The 15,782-nt window shown below is 41.0% G+C and carries 10 protein-coding genes and 1 pseudogene; 8 read left to right on the forward strand and 3 right to left on the reverse strand.

The genetic code is table 11. The features are described 5' to 3' along the window. Window positions 1–93 (reverse strand): annotated as a pseudogene (locus F607_RS35940) (IS982 family transposase); the annotation flags it as partial. A 442-nt stretch (window positions 94–535) separates the two neighbouring features. Here F607_RS35940 and F607_RS0100015 point away from each other — a divergent pair. From F607_RS0100015 to F607_RS0100025, 3 genes are all read left to right on the forward strand, one after another. Then, complete coding sequence (locus F607_RS0100015) at window positions 536–1,387, forward strand: 6-carboxytetrahydropterin synthase (protein WP_027706383.1); 852 nt, start codon at window positions 536–538, stop codon at window positions 1,385–1,387. Window positions 1,388–2,064: 677 nt separating this feature from the next. Beyond that, on the forward strand, window positions 2,065–4,110 hold the full coding sequence (locus F607_RS0100020) for a putative bifunctional diguanylate cyclase/phosphodiesterase (RefSeq protein WP_027706384.1): 2,046 nt from the start codon (window positions 2,065–2,067) through the stop codon (window positions 4,108–4,110). A gap of 370 nt (window positions 4,111–4,480) precedes the next feature. Further along, window positions 4,481–5,635: a type IV pilus assembly protein FimV gene (locus F607_RS0100025; protein ID WP_157365335.1), complete on the forward strand. Its 1,155-nt coding sequence runs from the start codon at window positions 4,481–4,483 to the stop codon at window positions 5,633–5,635. A 63-nt stretch (window positions 5,636–5,698) separates the two neighbouring features. Here the strand turns inward: F607_RS0100025 and F607_RS0100030 are convergent, their stop codons facing one another. Continuing rightward, on the reverse strand, window positions 5,699–6,304 hold the full coding sequence (locus tag F607_RS0100030; RefSeq protein ID WP_157365336.1) for a hypothetical protein: 606 nt from the start codon (window positions 6,302–6,304) through the stop codon (window positions 5,699–5,701). 264 nt (window positions 6,305–6,568) lie between these two features. Between F607_RS0100030 and F607_RS0100035 the strand changes: the two genes are divergently transcribed. The 5 genes from F607_RS0100035 (at window position 6,569) to F607_RS0100055 (ending at window position 14,058) form a co-directional block, all read left to right on the forward strand. Continuing rightward, window positions 6,569–7,843 (forward strand): imelysin family protein, encoded by a 1,275-nt coding sequence (locus F607_RS0100035; protein WP_027706387.1) that lies wholly within the window; start codon window positions 6,569–6,571, stop codon window positions 7,841–7,843. Window positions 7,844–7,934: 91 nt separating this feature from the next. Then, on the forward strand, window positions 7,935–9,326 hold the full coding sequence (locus F607_RS0100040; protein ID WP_027706388.1) for a di-heme oxidoreductase family protein: 1,392 nt from the start codon (window positions 7,935–7,937) through the stop codon (window positions 9,324–9,326). Window positions 9,327–9,415: 89 nt separating this feature from the next. Continuing rightward, entirely contained in the window at window positions 9,416–10,462 is a 1,047-nt protein-coding gene (locus F607_RS0100045; RefSeq protein ID WP_027706389.1) for an imelysin family protein, read from the forward strand. A gap of 2 nt (window positions 10,463–10,464) precedes the next feature. Further along, window positions 10,465–11,613 (forward strand): DUF1513 domain-containing protein, encoded by a 1,149-nt coding sequence (locus F607_RS27475; protein WP_051310582.1) that lies wholly within the window; start codon window positions 10,465–10,467, stop codon window positions 11,611–11,613. An 816-nt stretch (window positions 11,614–12,429) separates the two neighbouring features. After that, window positions 12,430–14,058, forward strand: coding sequence for a methyl-accepting chemotaxis protein (locus tag F607_RS0100055; protein ID WP_027706390.1), 1,629 nt, complete (start codon window positions 12,430–12,432; stop codon window positions 14,056–14,058). A gap of 77 nt (window positions 14,059–14,135) precedes the next feature. Here the strand turns inward: F607_RS0100055 and groL are convergent, their stop codons facing one another. Beyond that, window positions 14,136–15,773: a chaperonin GroEL gene (gene groL, locus F607_RS0100060; protein ID WP_027706391.1), complete on the reverse strand. Its 1,638-nt coding sequence runs from the start codon at window positions 15,771–15,773 to the stop codon at window positions 14,136–14,138. Window positions 15,774–15,782: the final 9 nt, after the last annotated feature.

A 15,782-nucleotide genomic window follows, 5' to 3' on the forward strand; every position in this document is an offset into this window, starting at 1 on the left:
CCCTCGTTCACGTAATCGCTGGCCTTTAAGTAAATCATTAAAGGTATCATCAACCCAGCAATAAACTGCTATGATAAACTCTTCTACTGACATCCCCTGTCCCTTTGAATTTGTTTCGGCAAAACAAAGGTTGGGGTCAGGGGTTGTCATTTCAAACTAATAAAAGTCGAGCATCGCGTTACCATAAGTATTTAATGTTGAGGCGTTAAACCAAAAGACACATCAGTAAAAAAGATGCTAACGACTGATTACTGATATCTCAACCACTTCATCAATAACCAGGGCGATCGCATATAAATTTTCCTTTAAAACCAAAACCACTTTTTAAAGCTCCATGTCCAAAGTCTGCAAAACACCCACCGAACACACCGTAAATCCTTCCCTGGATGCCTGATTCAATAGCTAATAGGCGTAGCTTATTATCTACCGTGTATTGAACTATTTTTAATAAAGGCACAGTCAACACAAAGTGAGGGTGTTTTCGTTACCTCAGAATAAGGTAAAATCACTTGTTTAATCAGTAGACTTTAGTTTTATGGCCTCTTTATTTGTTGAACAGTTGACCGTTATAGACTTCTCCTATTTATGCCCTGAGCGTGGTCTCGTTGGCGAAAGCTGGTTAGTCGACGTGGTACTTGATGGCTCACTTAATGAACAAGGTATGGTGTTTGACTTTGGTAATGTCAAAAAAGATATCAAACAAGCGATTGACAGCACTATTGACCATACACTGGTTGTTCCTTCAAAGTCCAAAGCGATACAGCTCGTTGATCATGGAGATATTCGTGAAGTAACGCTTGAGACTTCCCAAAACGGTATCCTTCACTGTCAAGCACCTAATGCTGCCATTGTGCCAATTCCTGTTGATGTAATCACACCATCAACATTAAAGGCCGTTGTTGAAGAGCATCTAAAAAGTGTGGTACCCGATAATGTGGACTCAGTATCTGTAAACCTATATCCCCAATCCATTCAAGAAGCCTATTATCATTACAGTCACGGCTTAAAAAAACACCATGGCGACTGCCAACGTATTGCTCATGGACATCGATCGCCACTCAAAGTTAAGCTAGATGGTCAAACCAGTCCAAAGCTAGCATCTCAGTGGTCTAAAAAATGGCAGGATATTTATCTTGTTACTGAAGCAGATATTTTGGATGAATTTGAAAATAAAGGCTTTACATATATCAAATGTGGCTACCAAGCCCCACAGGGCTATTTTGAATTGACAATTAATAAAAAATGCTGTTATTTTTTCCAAACGGACACCACTGTTGAGCTAATAGCCCAACACTTAGCACAAGAAATAAAAAAAGATTACCCTAGTCATCAAGTTACTGTTCATGCCTATGAGGGGTACAAAAAAGGGGCCATTGCTACTGCATAACCTATGATTGATTGTTCATTCTTTATCACATAACGCAACGCAATAAAAACAAAAATAAAGGTTTAAAGATGCCCTCAAAAATACGGATCACTGAGGGTATCTTAGTGCTTTCACTAAAACCTAGTCCGAACACAGAGCAGCTATTATAGCAAGCTATTCACACAACGAATAAATTAGTATTTTTGACTTTCTTATATCCAGTATTTAGCTAATCTGATTAGTAAGTTATTTATGAGGTATTCAGTAGTTGTAATACCCTTTTGCAAAAAAAACGCTATGAGAAGGACAAACTTTAATTGCAAAAACAAAATAAAATATACTTATAACACAGGATATACTTATTCAATTTTTACTTTGTTGAATAAGTAGTTGAGTTTAATGAATTGCTTATTATCTCGGCTTTGGCCATTATTGAATACACATGACGGCTAAAAATAAGCTATTAGAAACAACGGGTTAGAATTAATTCATATCATGGTTTTCATTAGACATGAGTTAATTCAGGTTATAACCACTAACAGTATTGCTTTACCTGCAATGCCTTAGCTTCTAAATGGCCAAAGTCGAGTATTATTACAAATCTAAATATTTAAGCGTTTTGACGAATGATAAAACATTTCGCATACTGGAAATGGTACAGACCCCAAGAACGTCACGTTGTAAAAGAGGGACTGTGATTGGCTTTAACAATACCTAAAAGAGATCGGTTATCTGTTAAATTACTGCGCGTGGTGTTATTTTCTGCATTCCTCGTGGGTGTAGTCTTGAGTGTCGCGCAAATCGTTTTTGATGCATATAGCTCCGACGAGACCATTGATAACCAAGCCTACGCAATGCTAGCTATGGTGCGTGATCCAGCTATTCAGGCCGTGTATAGCTTGGATAAAGAAATGGCATCACAGGTTGTTGAGGGTTTATTCGAAAACCAATCTATCCGCTATGCTGCCATCGGTCACCCAGATGAACCAATGCTGGCTGAAAAGCGTCGCCCCCTTATCAGCACACCTTACCGATGGTTTACCGATAAAATCTTTAATACTGAGCGCACTTACAAAGTTAATTTATTTGGACGACTGCCCTACAGTGAATATTATGGTGATCTAATGATTACCATTGATACTGCGCTTAGTGGCTCAGAATTTGTCAATCGCAGTATTATCATTTTTATGTCTGGTATTTTACGTGCCGTAGCCATGGCGACTGTACTCTATTTAATCTACACCATTCTATTGACGAAACCGCTTACCCGAATCATTGATAACTTATCCCATATTAATCCAGACCATCCTGGCCAAAAAAAGATTCCAATGCTTAAAGGCAACGAAAAAAATGAGATGGGAATTTGGATACGAACCGCTAATCAGCTTCTGGAGTCAATAGATCGCAATAACACCAAGCGCCAAAAAGCAGAAGCACACGTGCTTCGTTTAGCCCAATACGACTTTCTCACTGGGCTGCCTAATCGTGTTATGTTGCAAAAACAGTTACAGCGAATACTACAAGAAGCAGGTGGTAAAAACTGTCTGGTGGCCATTTTATGTTGTGGTATTGATGATTTTAAAGGCGTCAATGAACAGTTCACTTATAAAGTGGGTGACCATATTTTAATGGCACTGGCAGACCGTTTACGTAACCAGCGAAGTAGCGTTCGTGCCGTTGGCCGCTTGGGTGGCGATCAGTTTGCTATCATCCAGGATAATATTGAACAGCCTTATGAGGCTGCTGAACTAGCACAAAATGTGTTAAATGATGTAGAAGAGCCTTTTGTCATAAACAATGAACCCATTGCTATTCGAGCCACAATAGGGATCACATTATTCCCTGAGGACGGTAGCAATCCAGAAAAACTACTGCAAAAAGCAGAGCAAACAATGACACTGGCAAAATCGCGCAGCCAAAACCGCTTCCAGTTCTATATTGCCAGTGTGGATACTGAAATGCGTATCCGCAAACAGCTTGAGAAAGATCTGCTTAAAGCACTGGAAAATAAAGAGTTACACTTAGTCTACCAACCTCAAATTGACTACACTACAAACCGTGTCATTGGTGCAGAAGCATTATTACGCTGGATTCACCCTGATAAAGGTTTTATTTCTCCTGATTTATTCATTCCATTAGCCGAAAAGAATTTATCCATTATTCCCATTGGTGAGTGGGTGCTACAACAAGCCGCACAACAACTGCAGTTTTGGCATAATATGGGCTTTGAAGAATTCCGCATGGCCGTCAACTTGTCAGCGGTACAATTACGCCAGGAGAATATTGAAGAACTTATTACTGAAACATTACAAAAATATTCTATCCCACCTTACTGTATGGAATTAGAAGTCACTGAAACCAGTATAATGGATGATGTATCACTAGCTGCAGCACGTCTTGAGAGTATCAAGCGGTCTGGGGTAATGATCGCTATTGATGACTTTGGTACAGGCTACTCATCACTAAGCTACTTGAAAAAATTACCTTTCGATAAAATTAAAATCGACAAAGGATTTATGCAGGATGTTATTCACGATGAAGATAATTCAGCCATTGTGAGAGCAATCATCCAACTAGGAAAAAGCTTGGGACTTAAAGTTATTGCAGAAGGTGTAGAAACCGAGGAGCATGAAGGCTATATTATCAGCCAAGGCTGTGAGGAAGGCCAAGGATATTACTATAGCAAGCCAGTTTCACCCGAACAATTTCAACAGTACGTAAAAAAAAACAACAAAGCAGCCTGAAGAATGAAAACAACAATGGGTTAGAGCCATCTACCGCCAGCTAATAATATACAGTGATCTTCCATGGAGTGCTTCGTTGCCCTCACAAAAAATCACTATTTTTAGAGTCTCCCCAATGTCTTTCACGAAGTAAATACAGAATTTTATCTATTAAAGGCATACTCAAGCTTTACAGATGAACACTTCATGTTGTATACATCCTTAATGGCAAGAATCGCTACTGTAAGAATTTAACAGTTTACGACAAGCATCTTATACTTAAGTAAGTCTTTGGCACGGAAAAGCATAGTCTTCTTTTGTAGTACAACAGTGTTTTATTGTGATACCAAAAGCAGACTACCAGATATTTTACAGCTTGCTAGAAAATACCATGACAAACAAAAAAGCCGTTCTACTTTCAGGAATTTTATCCTCAATTACAGCTGTATTCACCATACCGCTACATGCTTTACAGTTGGGGGATGCAAGCCTCTTTTCCGTTATGAATGAACCTTTAAAGTCCCATATTGAAGTGCTTCTACCTAACGATCGTGCAACACCGACTCACACTATCCATGCACGTCTAGCAAGTCAGCCGGCTTTCTACCAGGCAGGTGTTGAGCCAGTAACTATCTTACAACACTTGCGGTTTAAGACAGTTACTCACCCTAATGGCAAGGCATATATTGAAGTTTCCAGTACTCAACCTATACGCGAGCCTTTTCTCAACTTTGTGATTGAAACAGAATGGCCAACAGGACGTCTACTACGCCAGTATACTTTGCTGCTTGACCCGCCAGCACCAACGTCTACACCACCGACCCTTGACCTTGATGCTACACAGTATCAGATAGCAGGCAGTTCATCAGAGTCCCAGACTAACAGTGCAGCCTCTCAACATCATCAGCCGTCATCTACACAAACAGAAACCTACACGATTAAAGCAAACGACACCTTGTGGGAAATCGCAAGAGATGTTCGTCCAAATAAGTCAATCAGTATTCAACAAATGATGATTGCCTTACAGGCTCTCAACCCTCATGCATTTATCAATGACAACATTAATTTACTAAAACGTGGCAAAGTACTGCGTGTGCCCAACACAGCGCAAATTGCTGTCATTACCCCACAAGAGTCATCGGAATTATTAGCAGCTCAGACAAATGATCCGAACACCTTGACGGCCCCTCCTTTAGATGCAACACATCAAGCCTCTCCAGTTGCTTCCAAAAGTTCAAATAGCGCTGACCGGCTTACTATAGTTACCCGTGTAGATCCAACCGCCAGAGGTAACTCAGCATCACAGACTCATACATCAGAGATAGCTTACAACTCAACGCTAACAGTTACTCAAGAACAATTAGACAAAGCCAAGCGCGAAAATGATGAGCTAAAATCGCGGTTAAATGATTTACAGGCACAAATTAATACATTAAAACGCTTATTAGTCCTAAAAGATGAGCAAATGGCGAGATTACAAGCTCGATTGGAAGAATTAGAGGCACCTGAAACAGTACCTCAACAATCATTAACCCAAGTTCCTTAATCTTTATCTTTGCCCTATAGAAAACCACGTTAAGGCACTAGCTAATAAAAATTGTGAAACTGGCTATAAGCTTACGGTTTGGGTAGCAGCATTTTCAGACAAATCAGAACGCATCGCAAAGCTACCCATCACCAGCTTTATACCTGGCTCAAGTCTTGTCTCTTCCCGTTGATTACGTTGCATAACAAAATATATGGAGTGCGAAGGTGTTTGCATTCCACAATAATCACGAAGAAAAGCCTCCCGGGTATAGCCTTTAACCTGGTAAAACTCACGAACACACTGCACATTACCAAGTTCACTCTCTTTAATATCGTCTATCACTTCGAAGCGTTTTGACTCTATTGATGCACCAGGTATTTCAAGCTGCTTGAACGTATCAGAATAACCCTGTGCATAAGCCATGATGTTTATGGTGTCTTCATAAAGTGCACGTGGAATCTCCTGGTTACGTGACTCAATGTTTATATCAACACCTAATGAAAAAACACCTTCCAATGAAATCCACTGATGCTGTCCATCACTGTTCTGATAATCCACATCCCATGAAGCAGGATAACGAAACGATATTCCATCCTGGCTAAACTGTGCTGTTTCTGTCGTATCCAACGTCATGTCACAGCCAGATATCATCAAACTACTTATGAGAAATGCTATTACTGTCTTCATATGAATAATCAATCAGTTATACAAACTACTTCACACATTACCTGATTAATCTTTACTATAGAATGAATTTTGAGACAAAACTCACCAAATGGATGTGACGAGGCGACAAATACCACCTTTATTCAAAACAGCTTAATAAAGTAGCACCATAACAAACTGACCATCTTTTAAACGATAAGCATTATCATTATCATTATAATATGTAAATCGTTATTATTATCTTTATATCTGAACACGATGTACTTCTTAAGGAGTGTACCCCGCATGCTACGTCAGACAGTGCTTACCTGTTTACTTACGTCAGTAGTGGCCTTGCCACTATCTGTACAAGCCAAAACTGAAAAAGGTCAAACACCATCGCTAAAAGCCGTTGTAAAACAATATGCTGATTTAGCGTATGCAAATTACAGTGATGCGTTACAAACAGCTCAAGCACTGCACACAACAATCAATCAGCTAGCCAAAAACCCTAATGAAGACACGCTTAAACAAGCCAAACAAGCTTGGCTTAAAGCACGTATTCCTTATCAGCAAACAGAAGTATTTCGTTTTGGTAACAAAATCGTTGATGACTGGGAAGGCCAAGTCAACGCCTGGCCCCTTGACGAGGGGTTGATTGATTATGTTGATAATAAAAACTACGAACACGAGCTTGGCAACATTGGCGCGAGTGCCAACATCATTGCTAATACACAAATCAAAGTCGGCAGTAAAACCATTGATGCAACAACCATTACTCCTGAACTATTAGCTTCACTCAATGAACTGGGTGGCTCCGAAGCTAATGTCGCAACAGGCTATCACGCAATCGAGTTTTTACTATGGGGACAAGATCTGCACGGCACGCAAGCAGGTGCTGGTGAACGCAAAGCAACGGACTTTATACCAGGCAAACAGTGTACAAACCAACATTGTGATCGTCGTGTGGCCTATCTTAAAGCAGCATCTACACTGCTGATCAGTGATTTAACCGAAATGGTCAACCAATGGGCACCTAAAAAGAACGACAATTATCGACATGAGTTACTCAACGAGTCACCTGAACAAGGCCTACGTAAAATGTTTTATGGTATGGGCAGCTTGGCTTTAGGTGAACTTGCAGGTGAGCGAATGAAAGTCGCACTGGAAGCAAACTCACCTGAAGATGAGCACGACTGTTTCAGTGATAACACCCATAACTCCCACTACTTTAATGCTCAAGGTGTTAACAATATTTTCTTTGGCAGATACCAACGCACTGATGGTTCAAAATTAACAGGGCCTAGTGTGGCTGATCTGGTAAAAGCTAAGCAGCCAAAAACTGCTCAAGAAATTGAAAAGCTATTTAACGCGACTCAATCTTCGCTACAAGTGCTTGTTGATAAAGCTGAAAATGGTATGGCATTTGACCAAATGATTGCCGCAAACAATAAACAAGGTCATACCATTGTGCGCAATGCCATTCAGTCACTGGTTGCTCAAACAGAAGGCATAGAAAAAGCCGCAAAAGTAATTGGCATTGATAACTTAAATCCAGATAATGCTGACCATTCGTTTTAATTGAAAAAATATTGTTAATTAAAAAAGCTACTTATATACCCTAGCCCTGTTAAAGGGCTAGTTATTATAACACTAATGCAGTAAAACCACCGTGAAGCCTCTTATTACCCTTACCCTACTGTTACCATCTTTTTTTCTTAATGCTACGCCATCGACCAGTGATGTATATTCAGGTGGCAAGACAACAGTAAAAGATACAACCCATAATGCATATTCGCTACCCGCTGCTAATTTACCCATTACCCAAAAACTAGACTTTAGTGTGGGTAATAGTTTCTTTCGAAATCCTTGGGTACAAGCGCCCTCATCAACGACTGCCCGTGATGGTTTAGGCCCCTTATTTAATACAAATGGTTGTCAAAACTGTCACATTAAAGATGGGCGTGGCCACCCTCCTGAGCCTAATGACCATAATGCTGTTTCGATGCTTGTCCGACTAAGCATTCCCGCATTTACAGAACAACAACAGGCTCAACTAAAAAAGCAAGGCGTTATACCTGAACCAACTTATGGTGGACAACTACAAGACTTTGCCAATGCTCCTGTTCCCAACGAAGGTAAAATCAATATTACCTACACAGAACACATCGTATCTTTCGATGATGGGTATCAAGTCAGCTTACGCAAGCCTACGCTCACCATTACTGAACTTGGTTATGGCAAGCTCCACCCAGCCACCATGATGTCAGCACGAGTTGCCCCACCCATGATTGGTTTAGGCTTGCTCGAAAGTATTGATGAAAAAACCATTCTGGCCCATGCCGATCCAGAAGATAAAAACCAGGATGGCATCTCTGGCCGCCCTAATTATGCTTGGGATCATCACTTACAAAGAACACAAGTTGGACGCTTTGGCTGGAAAGCCGGGCAGCCTTCATTAATGCAACAAAATGCGGCTGCCTTTAATGGCGACCTGGGCATTACATCGCTCATGTTTCCTCATGATGATTGTACTGCACCACAAAAAGCGTGTAGCAAAGCACCATCAGGTGGAATACCTGAAGTTAGCGAAAAAATTCTTAAGTTTGTTGAGTTTTATACCCAACATTTAGCAGTTCCCGCTCGAAGAAATTCTAACGATCCATTAGTAATAAAAGGTCAAACGCTGTTTAATGACAGTGGCTGTAATAGTTGCCATATTCCCCAGTTAAAAACAGCTCACCGCCCTGAACGACCAGCCTTATCTGAACAAGTCATTTGGCCCTACACCGACTTACTGTTACATGATATGGGGGAAGGACTCGCAGACCAACGTCCAGAGTTTGAAGCTTCAGGTACAGAGTGGCGAACACCAGCACTGTGGGGTATTGGACTTACGAAAGCAGTTAATGATCATACCTACTTTTTACATGACGGGCGCGCCAGAAACTTAATGGAAGCTGTTCTCTGGCATGCTGGAGAAGCTGAACAATCAAAACAACAGGTATTAAAAATGAATGAAGAAGAACGAGCGGCATTACTGGCTTTCCTAAACTCACTATAGGGCCCCCCCCAACTCACAAGCCCTCAGAACATTACAGTTATCTACTCAAATACCACTTTTGGGTGGTATTTGATTATGAGTTTGACACTATGAAATACTTACACTTCAATCATTATCGTCGCATATACTCTAAGTGTCTTTTAATAAGCTGCATCTTAATAGCATCACCACTACGAGCTAACACCGATAGCTTAACTAAGCTCATTGAAACAACCTATGCCAACCTAACAACTCACGCAGAAACACTACATCAATCCAGCCAGCAACTTTGTAAATCACCAGCTACACAACAACCAGCCCATTTAGTCACTAGCCAGCAGGCCTGGCGAGATGTTATGGGTGCCTGGATTAAAGCTGACATAATTAACTTTGGACTGGTCGTTGATGAGAATATTGCTTGGCGTTTTCAGTTTTGGCCAGATAAAAAGAATTTAGTTAAACGCAAAGTCGAGCAGTTTTTACAACAACATTCCGATGCCATTACTGAACAGCAAGTAGCTCAAGCCAGTGTAATTCTACAAGGACTTTCTTCGGCCGAGTATTTGCTCTTTGATCAAAATAGCCCCTCTGTCGCAGACAACAACCAACGCTGCCAACTCTTGGTGGCCATAACCAAAGTTCTCGTTAAAAATAGTCGCTATCTACAAAAACAGTGGAATAAACAACAGTTAAGCATCAAAAATCAACATGATTATCTAGCGTTGGTCAGTAATGCATTAGCCTCTTACCTGGAAAAAACCTATAAAAAATGGTCCTTAGCCGTATTAAAAGAAAACCCATATTTTGCAGAATCCTGGCGTAGCCAGCACTCAAATGAAAACGTCCAACAAAGCTTAATGGCTGCTAACCGCTGGTATCAACAGCTTATTCTACCTTATCTAAACGATACTAAAGCCAAGCAAGTTTTAGCGAAATCCCTTAGTACTAATTTCCAACAAACTATTACACAATTCAAAGCGTTACCAACGTCTTTATTTAAGATGCTGCAAACAATCAAACAACAAGAAAAACAATCTGCAGTAAACCAATTACAAACAGCAACACAACAACTGCGTAGTTTAAAAAAACAAGTAACTGTGGATTTGCCTCAAGCACTTGATGTTTTGATCGGCTTTAATGCAAATGATGGAGATTAGTTGTGTCATTTGAACAGCCCATCAATCGCCGTACTTTTTTGCAAAACAGCTTTTTTGGTTTATCCGCCTTTTGCTCACCCACATTGTCTGCTACTGAGCAGATACTCAATAAAACCACTAAAACACCACCTCTTCTTAGCGCAGCAAAAGACAATAAAGGCAACTACCGTATTTGTATTTTTTCACCGTGGCAGTCACAACTTTTTTCCTTAGCCCTCCCCCACCGCGCACATAGCATAACACCACACCCAAACCAACCCATTGCAGTTTGTGTTGACCGTCGTCCTGGCCGACAGCTATACATATTTGATTATCAAAAACATCAGTTGCTCCAACAACTAACCGCGTTACCCAATCACCATTTTTACGGTCACGGCGTCTTTAGTCATGATGGTGAATATTTCTTTACCACTGAACAGCACTGGCCAACCAGCCGCGGCCAAATAGGTGTATATCAAACCCATAACTTTAAACGAGTAGATACGCTCAGCAGTGGTGGTATAGGTCCTCATGAAATACGTCTACATCCACAACGCAATCAGTTAATTATCGCTAATGGAGGCATACAGACCCATCCAGACTATGATCGACGTAAACTGAATATAGACACTATGGAGCCGAATTTAAGTTTAATCGACTTAGCAAAAGGCGATGTACAACAGCAATGGACATTTAATCCCAAACAGTTGAGTATTCGACATTTAGATGTAGGTGAGGATGGATTAATAATTGTGGGTTTACAGTATCAGGGCGATCAAAGTGATATTGTGCCTCTAGTACTTTATCAGCAAGGTAATAGCGAATTACAGCCTATGCATACTGACGAAATCGGCTGGCTTCAACTTAATCAATATATTGCCAGTGTCTGTGTCATGACTCGTTGCAATACTGCGGCTATTACTGCACCACGAGCCAACAAAGTTACGTTTTGGGATTTGAAAACGAAGCAGCTACGAAAAACAATCTCCCTAATAGATGCTGCAGGCGCTATCGCGTTAAATGATCAGCTCTGCGCCATAACCACAGGGACAGGAGAAGTACATATTTTTGACTGTAAAACGGATATCAAAAAAGTACACACCACAAAATACAATAATATTGCCTGGGATAATCACTTAAATATTGCCAATGCAGTGCATGAATCAGTTTGATTCCTCCCGCAGCAGAAGAGCATCCTTGGTCTCTACTGCTAACGGTGCTCCCAGCACCCGCTCCACAAACAAATTCAAGCACTTCAAACCTACATTGTGCGATACCCCAGCCACAAGCTAATATACCGTTGTCGTGCTTTTCTCCAATTAAAGCGTCAAAGATACGCCAGCAAGCTTGAGATGTTAACGCGATCTTGATGGAGCCATTGAGGACTGTTTGTGAAACACGCGCTGGGAGCGCAGTACCCATTGCAGGCCAAGGATGGCCTTGTGATGGGTGTGGCGCAAATAGTCCTTAATGGCGAATTACACGAATACACCTCAAGATGTACACCTGCCCTAAAACACCTAAACGGCAAAAGTCACAGATACTCAACGAGAAAACCGTCACCATATTAAATCCATCTATAACATTTTGCTTTATACTTTACAGTTATTGACTGATCACTTTAAGAGCACCTCTAAAAATGAACCATTTTCCTAATAGCATTGCCAGCACTGTATTCGCCCCCTCATGTACTCCTTACTTCCCTGAGGCTCTCCGTGCCGAACTTTCTTGTTCTTGCAAAAAAATCACTATTTTTAGAGGCACCCTTAATTTTATTGTTAAATGTATTGACTCAAAAATTAAAGCGATAACAAGCATTAAAAATATTAACGAAGAGAGTAACGCTATTTCACTGAAAAGGTCATAGCTAAAAGCAGCTCACGACAGTTAACTGCTTTACAGTTGATTTATTTCGCCCACTCGATACATCACTGCTAAACTTTTAATATCACACAATACCGATTTTATATAATAAATTGAGGTAGCTCATGGGGTGGCTCAAGAAAAGCCTATTAGCAAAGGTTTATTTTATTCCTTTTTTAGTGGGCGCTATACTTCTTGCTCTGAGTGCTTTCAGCCTTTGGCAAACCAATAATGCATTAAAAGAGTACAATACTCTGATTAATGAAGACTTCTATCATAGCCAACAAATCGATTATTTGAACTTGCTATTTAAAAGGCAAGTTCAAGAATGGAAAAATGTTCTACTTCGCGGACATGATAGTGGAGACAGGCAAAAATATTGGGTAAAGTTTGAAAGTCAACAACAAGAAATTCAACGTATTGTCAAAGAACTCATACCTCTTATTAACGAAAAATCAACAGCTAATGATCTAAATTCCTTTGCTCAAACCCATCAGCAGCTCTTTAGCAAATATCAACAAGCTTATAATACTTTTAATCAAGGTGATAATGATTATAAAGCCGCTGATAAACAAGTAAGAGGTATAGACAGAGAGCCTTCAGCATTACTAGAAGGGCTTCAAAAGAAATTAAGTGATAGCTCAAAATCAAAAAGTGCTTTACTTGCCTCAAGCAGCCTAACATTATCTAACAGCTTATTTATTACAACGCTTGTGGTGCTAATTTTTAGCCTCAGTGTTGCTTTCCTTTGGTTAAAAGCCTTATTAATTAAACCACTTCGAGCCTTATCAAATCATCTTTTTGCATTAGAATCCGGCAACCTTGAATTTAACAGTGAACTTAAATCTCGCGAAGATGAACTTGGCCTAGTCTCAAAGTCAGTTATAAAACAGCAAGCCTCACTCAAAAATACAACTGACAGTTTAAAGGCTGTTTTACAAAGCTTAAAACAGTCTTCCCGTTCATTAAGTCATATTTCTCAGGATATTTCTCGCGGTATTAATGAACAACATTTGCGTACCGATCAGGTCGCTACTGCAATGAATGAGATGAGCGCAACCGCACATGAAGTTGCTCAACATGCGGCAAATGCTGCTGAAGCAGCCACTAATGCAGACAACTCTGCACAAAGTACAATGGGCATCATGAATAACACGATTGAAACCATCAATGATATGTCAAAAGAGGTCAGTAATACTTCGGATGTTATTCAACGTTTGGAAGAAGAATCAAAAAGTATTGGAACAGTGTTAGACGTGATTCGTGGTATTGCAGAACAAACCAACCTGCTTGCACTTAATGCTGCTATTGAAGCAGCACGTGCAGGCGACCAAGGTCGGGGGTTTGCGGTCGTAGCCGATGAAGTTCGCACACTTGCCCAACGCACCCAGCAATCCACAGCTGAAATACAAGATATTATTGCTAATGTTCAAAATGGTGCCCATGATGCCGTTGCAGCAATAGAACGCGGTCGAAATCAAACAGCAGAAGGTGTTGAAAAAGTGACTAAAGCAGGTGAGTCATTACAAACCATCACCCACGCAGTAGAAGAAATTCGCGATATGAACCAACAAATTGCGACTGCAGCAGAAGAACAAACCTCTGTCGCTGAAGATATTAGCCAAAACCTACATGAAATTACGGATATAGCATCAACTAACAGCAAAAACGCTGATAAAACTGCAGAAAACAGCCATAATTTAGAAGACCTTGCCAAACAATTAGAAGAACTTGTTGTACAGTTAGCAAAATAGAAAATACATCAACCACACCTTAATACCAAAAACCCCCGCAGAGCGGGGGTTTTTATAGGTGCTTATAAAGCAGGCAATTACATCATGCCGCCCATGCCACCCATTCCGCCCATGCCACCCATATCTGGAGCAGCTGGCTTGTCTTCTGGGATTTCAGCAATCATTGCTTCTGTAGTGATCATCAGACCAGCAACAGATGCAGCAGCTTGCAGCGCAGAACGCGTTACTTTAGCTGGGTCAAGGATACCCATTTCGATCATGTCGCCGTATTCACCAGTTGCAGCGTTGTAACCGTAGTTACCTTCACCTTTCTTGATGTTTTCAACAACAACTGATGCTTCATCACCTGCGTTAGCAGCGATCTGACGCAGAGGCGCTTCAAGTGCACGTAGAGCCAAAGATACACCTGCATTTTGGTCTTCGTTGTCACCTTGAACAGTTACTTTTTGCAGAGCACGGATCAGAGCAACACCACCACCAGGTACCACGCCTTCTTCTACCGCAGCGCGAGTTGCATGCAGAGCGTCTTCAACACGTGCTTTTTTCTCTTTCATTTCAACTTCAGAGCCAGCACCCACTTTGATGACAGCAACACCGCCAGCCAGTTTAGCAACACGCTCTTGCAGTTTTTCTTTGTCATAGTCTGAGGTAGACTGCTCGATTTCTGCACGGATTTGCTCAACACGCGCTTTGATGTCAGCCGCAGAACCAGCACCATCTACTACAGTTGTATCTTCTTTAGTGATTTGGATGCGCTTAGCTTGGCCCAGCTCGTCCAGTGTAGCTTTTTCCAAAGAAAGGCCTACTTCTTCAGAAATTACAGTACCGCCAGTCAGGATAGCAATGTCTTGCAACATCGCTTTACGACGATCACCAAAGCCAGGAGCTTTAACGGCACACACTTTAACGATACCGCGCATGTTGTTAACTACTAGTGTAGCTAGTGCTTCACCCTCAACGTCTTCAGCAATAATCAGCAAAGGCTTGCTTGATTTAGCAACAGCTTCTAGTACTGGCAACAGCTCACGGATGTTAGCGATTTTCTTGTCAACCAATAAAATGTATGGGTTTTCAAGCTCAGCACTCATGTTTTCTTGGTTGTTGATGAAGTATGGAGACAAGTAGCCACGATCAAACTGCATACCTTCAACAACTTCCAACTCGTTTTCGAAACCGCTACCTTCTTCTACAGTGATAACGCCTTCTTTACCTACTTTTTCCATTGCTTTAGCAATGATTTCACCAACGTGAGTATCAGCGTTTGCAGAAATAGTACCTACCTGAGCAATAGACTTGGAATCTTCACAAGGAATTGCCATGTCTTGTAGGTGATCAACCACTTCCAATACAGCTTTATCAATACCGCGCTTCAGGTCCATTGGGTTCATGCCAGCCGCAACAGACTTCAAGCCTTCGATAACAATTGACTGAGCCAATACAGTTGCAGTAGTTGTACCGTCACCTGCTTTATCATTTGCTTGAGACGCAACTTCTTTAACCATTTGTGCGCCCATGTTTTCGAACTTGTCTTTCAGTTCGATTTCTTTTGCTACAGAAACACCATCTTTAGTGATGGTTGGCGCGCCAAATGACTTCTCTAAAACAACGTTACGACCTTTAGGACCGAGTGTTGCTTTAACTGCGTCAGCCAAAACGTTTACGCCCTTGATCATTTGTGAGCGGGCGCTATCGCTAAACAAAACTTCTTTTGCCATATCTAGTAT

This window comes from Zooshikella ganghwensis DSM 15267, assembly GCF_000428585.1.
GTDB classification, from domain to species: Bacteria; Pseudomonadota; Gammaproteobacteria; order Pseudomonadales; family Zooshikellaceae; genus Zooshikella; species Zooshikella ganghwensis.

Excerpts from the sequence above, each read along its gene's own strand:
- F607_RS0100045 (WP_027706389.1), top strand. The coding sequence starts at position 9,416 with ATGAAATACTTACACTTCAATCATTATCGTCGCATATACTCTAAGTGT.
- groL (WP_027706391.1), bottom strand. The coding sequence starts at position 15,773 with ATGGCAAAAGAAGTTTTGTTTAGCGATAGCGCCCGCTCACAAATGATC.
- F607_RS0100015 (WP_027706383.1), top strand. The coding sequence starts at position 536 with ATGGCCTCTTTATTTGTTGAACAGTTGACCGTTATAGACTTCTCCTAT.
- F607_RS0100055 (WP_027706390.1), top strand. The coding sequence starts at position 12,430 with ATGGGGTGGCTCAAGAAAAGCCTATTAGCAAAGGTTTATTTTATTCCT.
- F607_RS0100025 (WP_157365335.1), top strand. The coding sequence starts at position 4,481 with ATGACAAACAAAAAAGCCGTTCTACTTTCAGGAATTTTATCCTCAATT.
- F607_RS0100035 (WP_027706387.1), top strand. The coding sequence starts at position 6,569 with ATGCTACGTCAGACAGTGCTTACCTGTTTACTTACGTCAGTAGTGGCC.
- F607_RS0100030 (WP_157365336.1), bottom strand. The coding sequence starts at position 6,304 with ATGAAGACAGTAATAGCATTTCTCATAAGTAGTTTGATGATATCTGGC.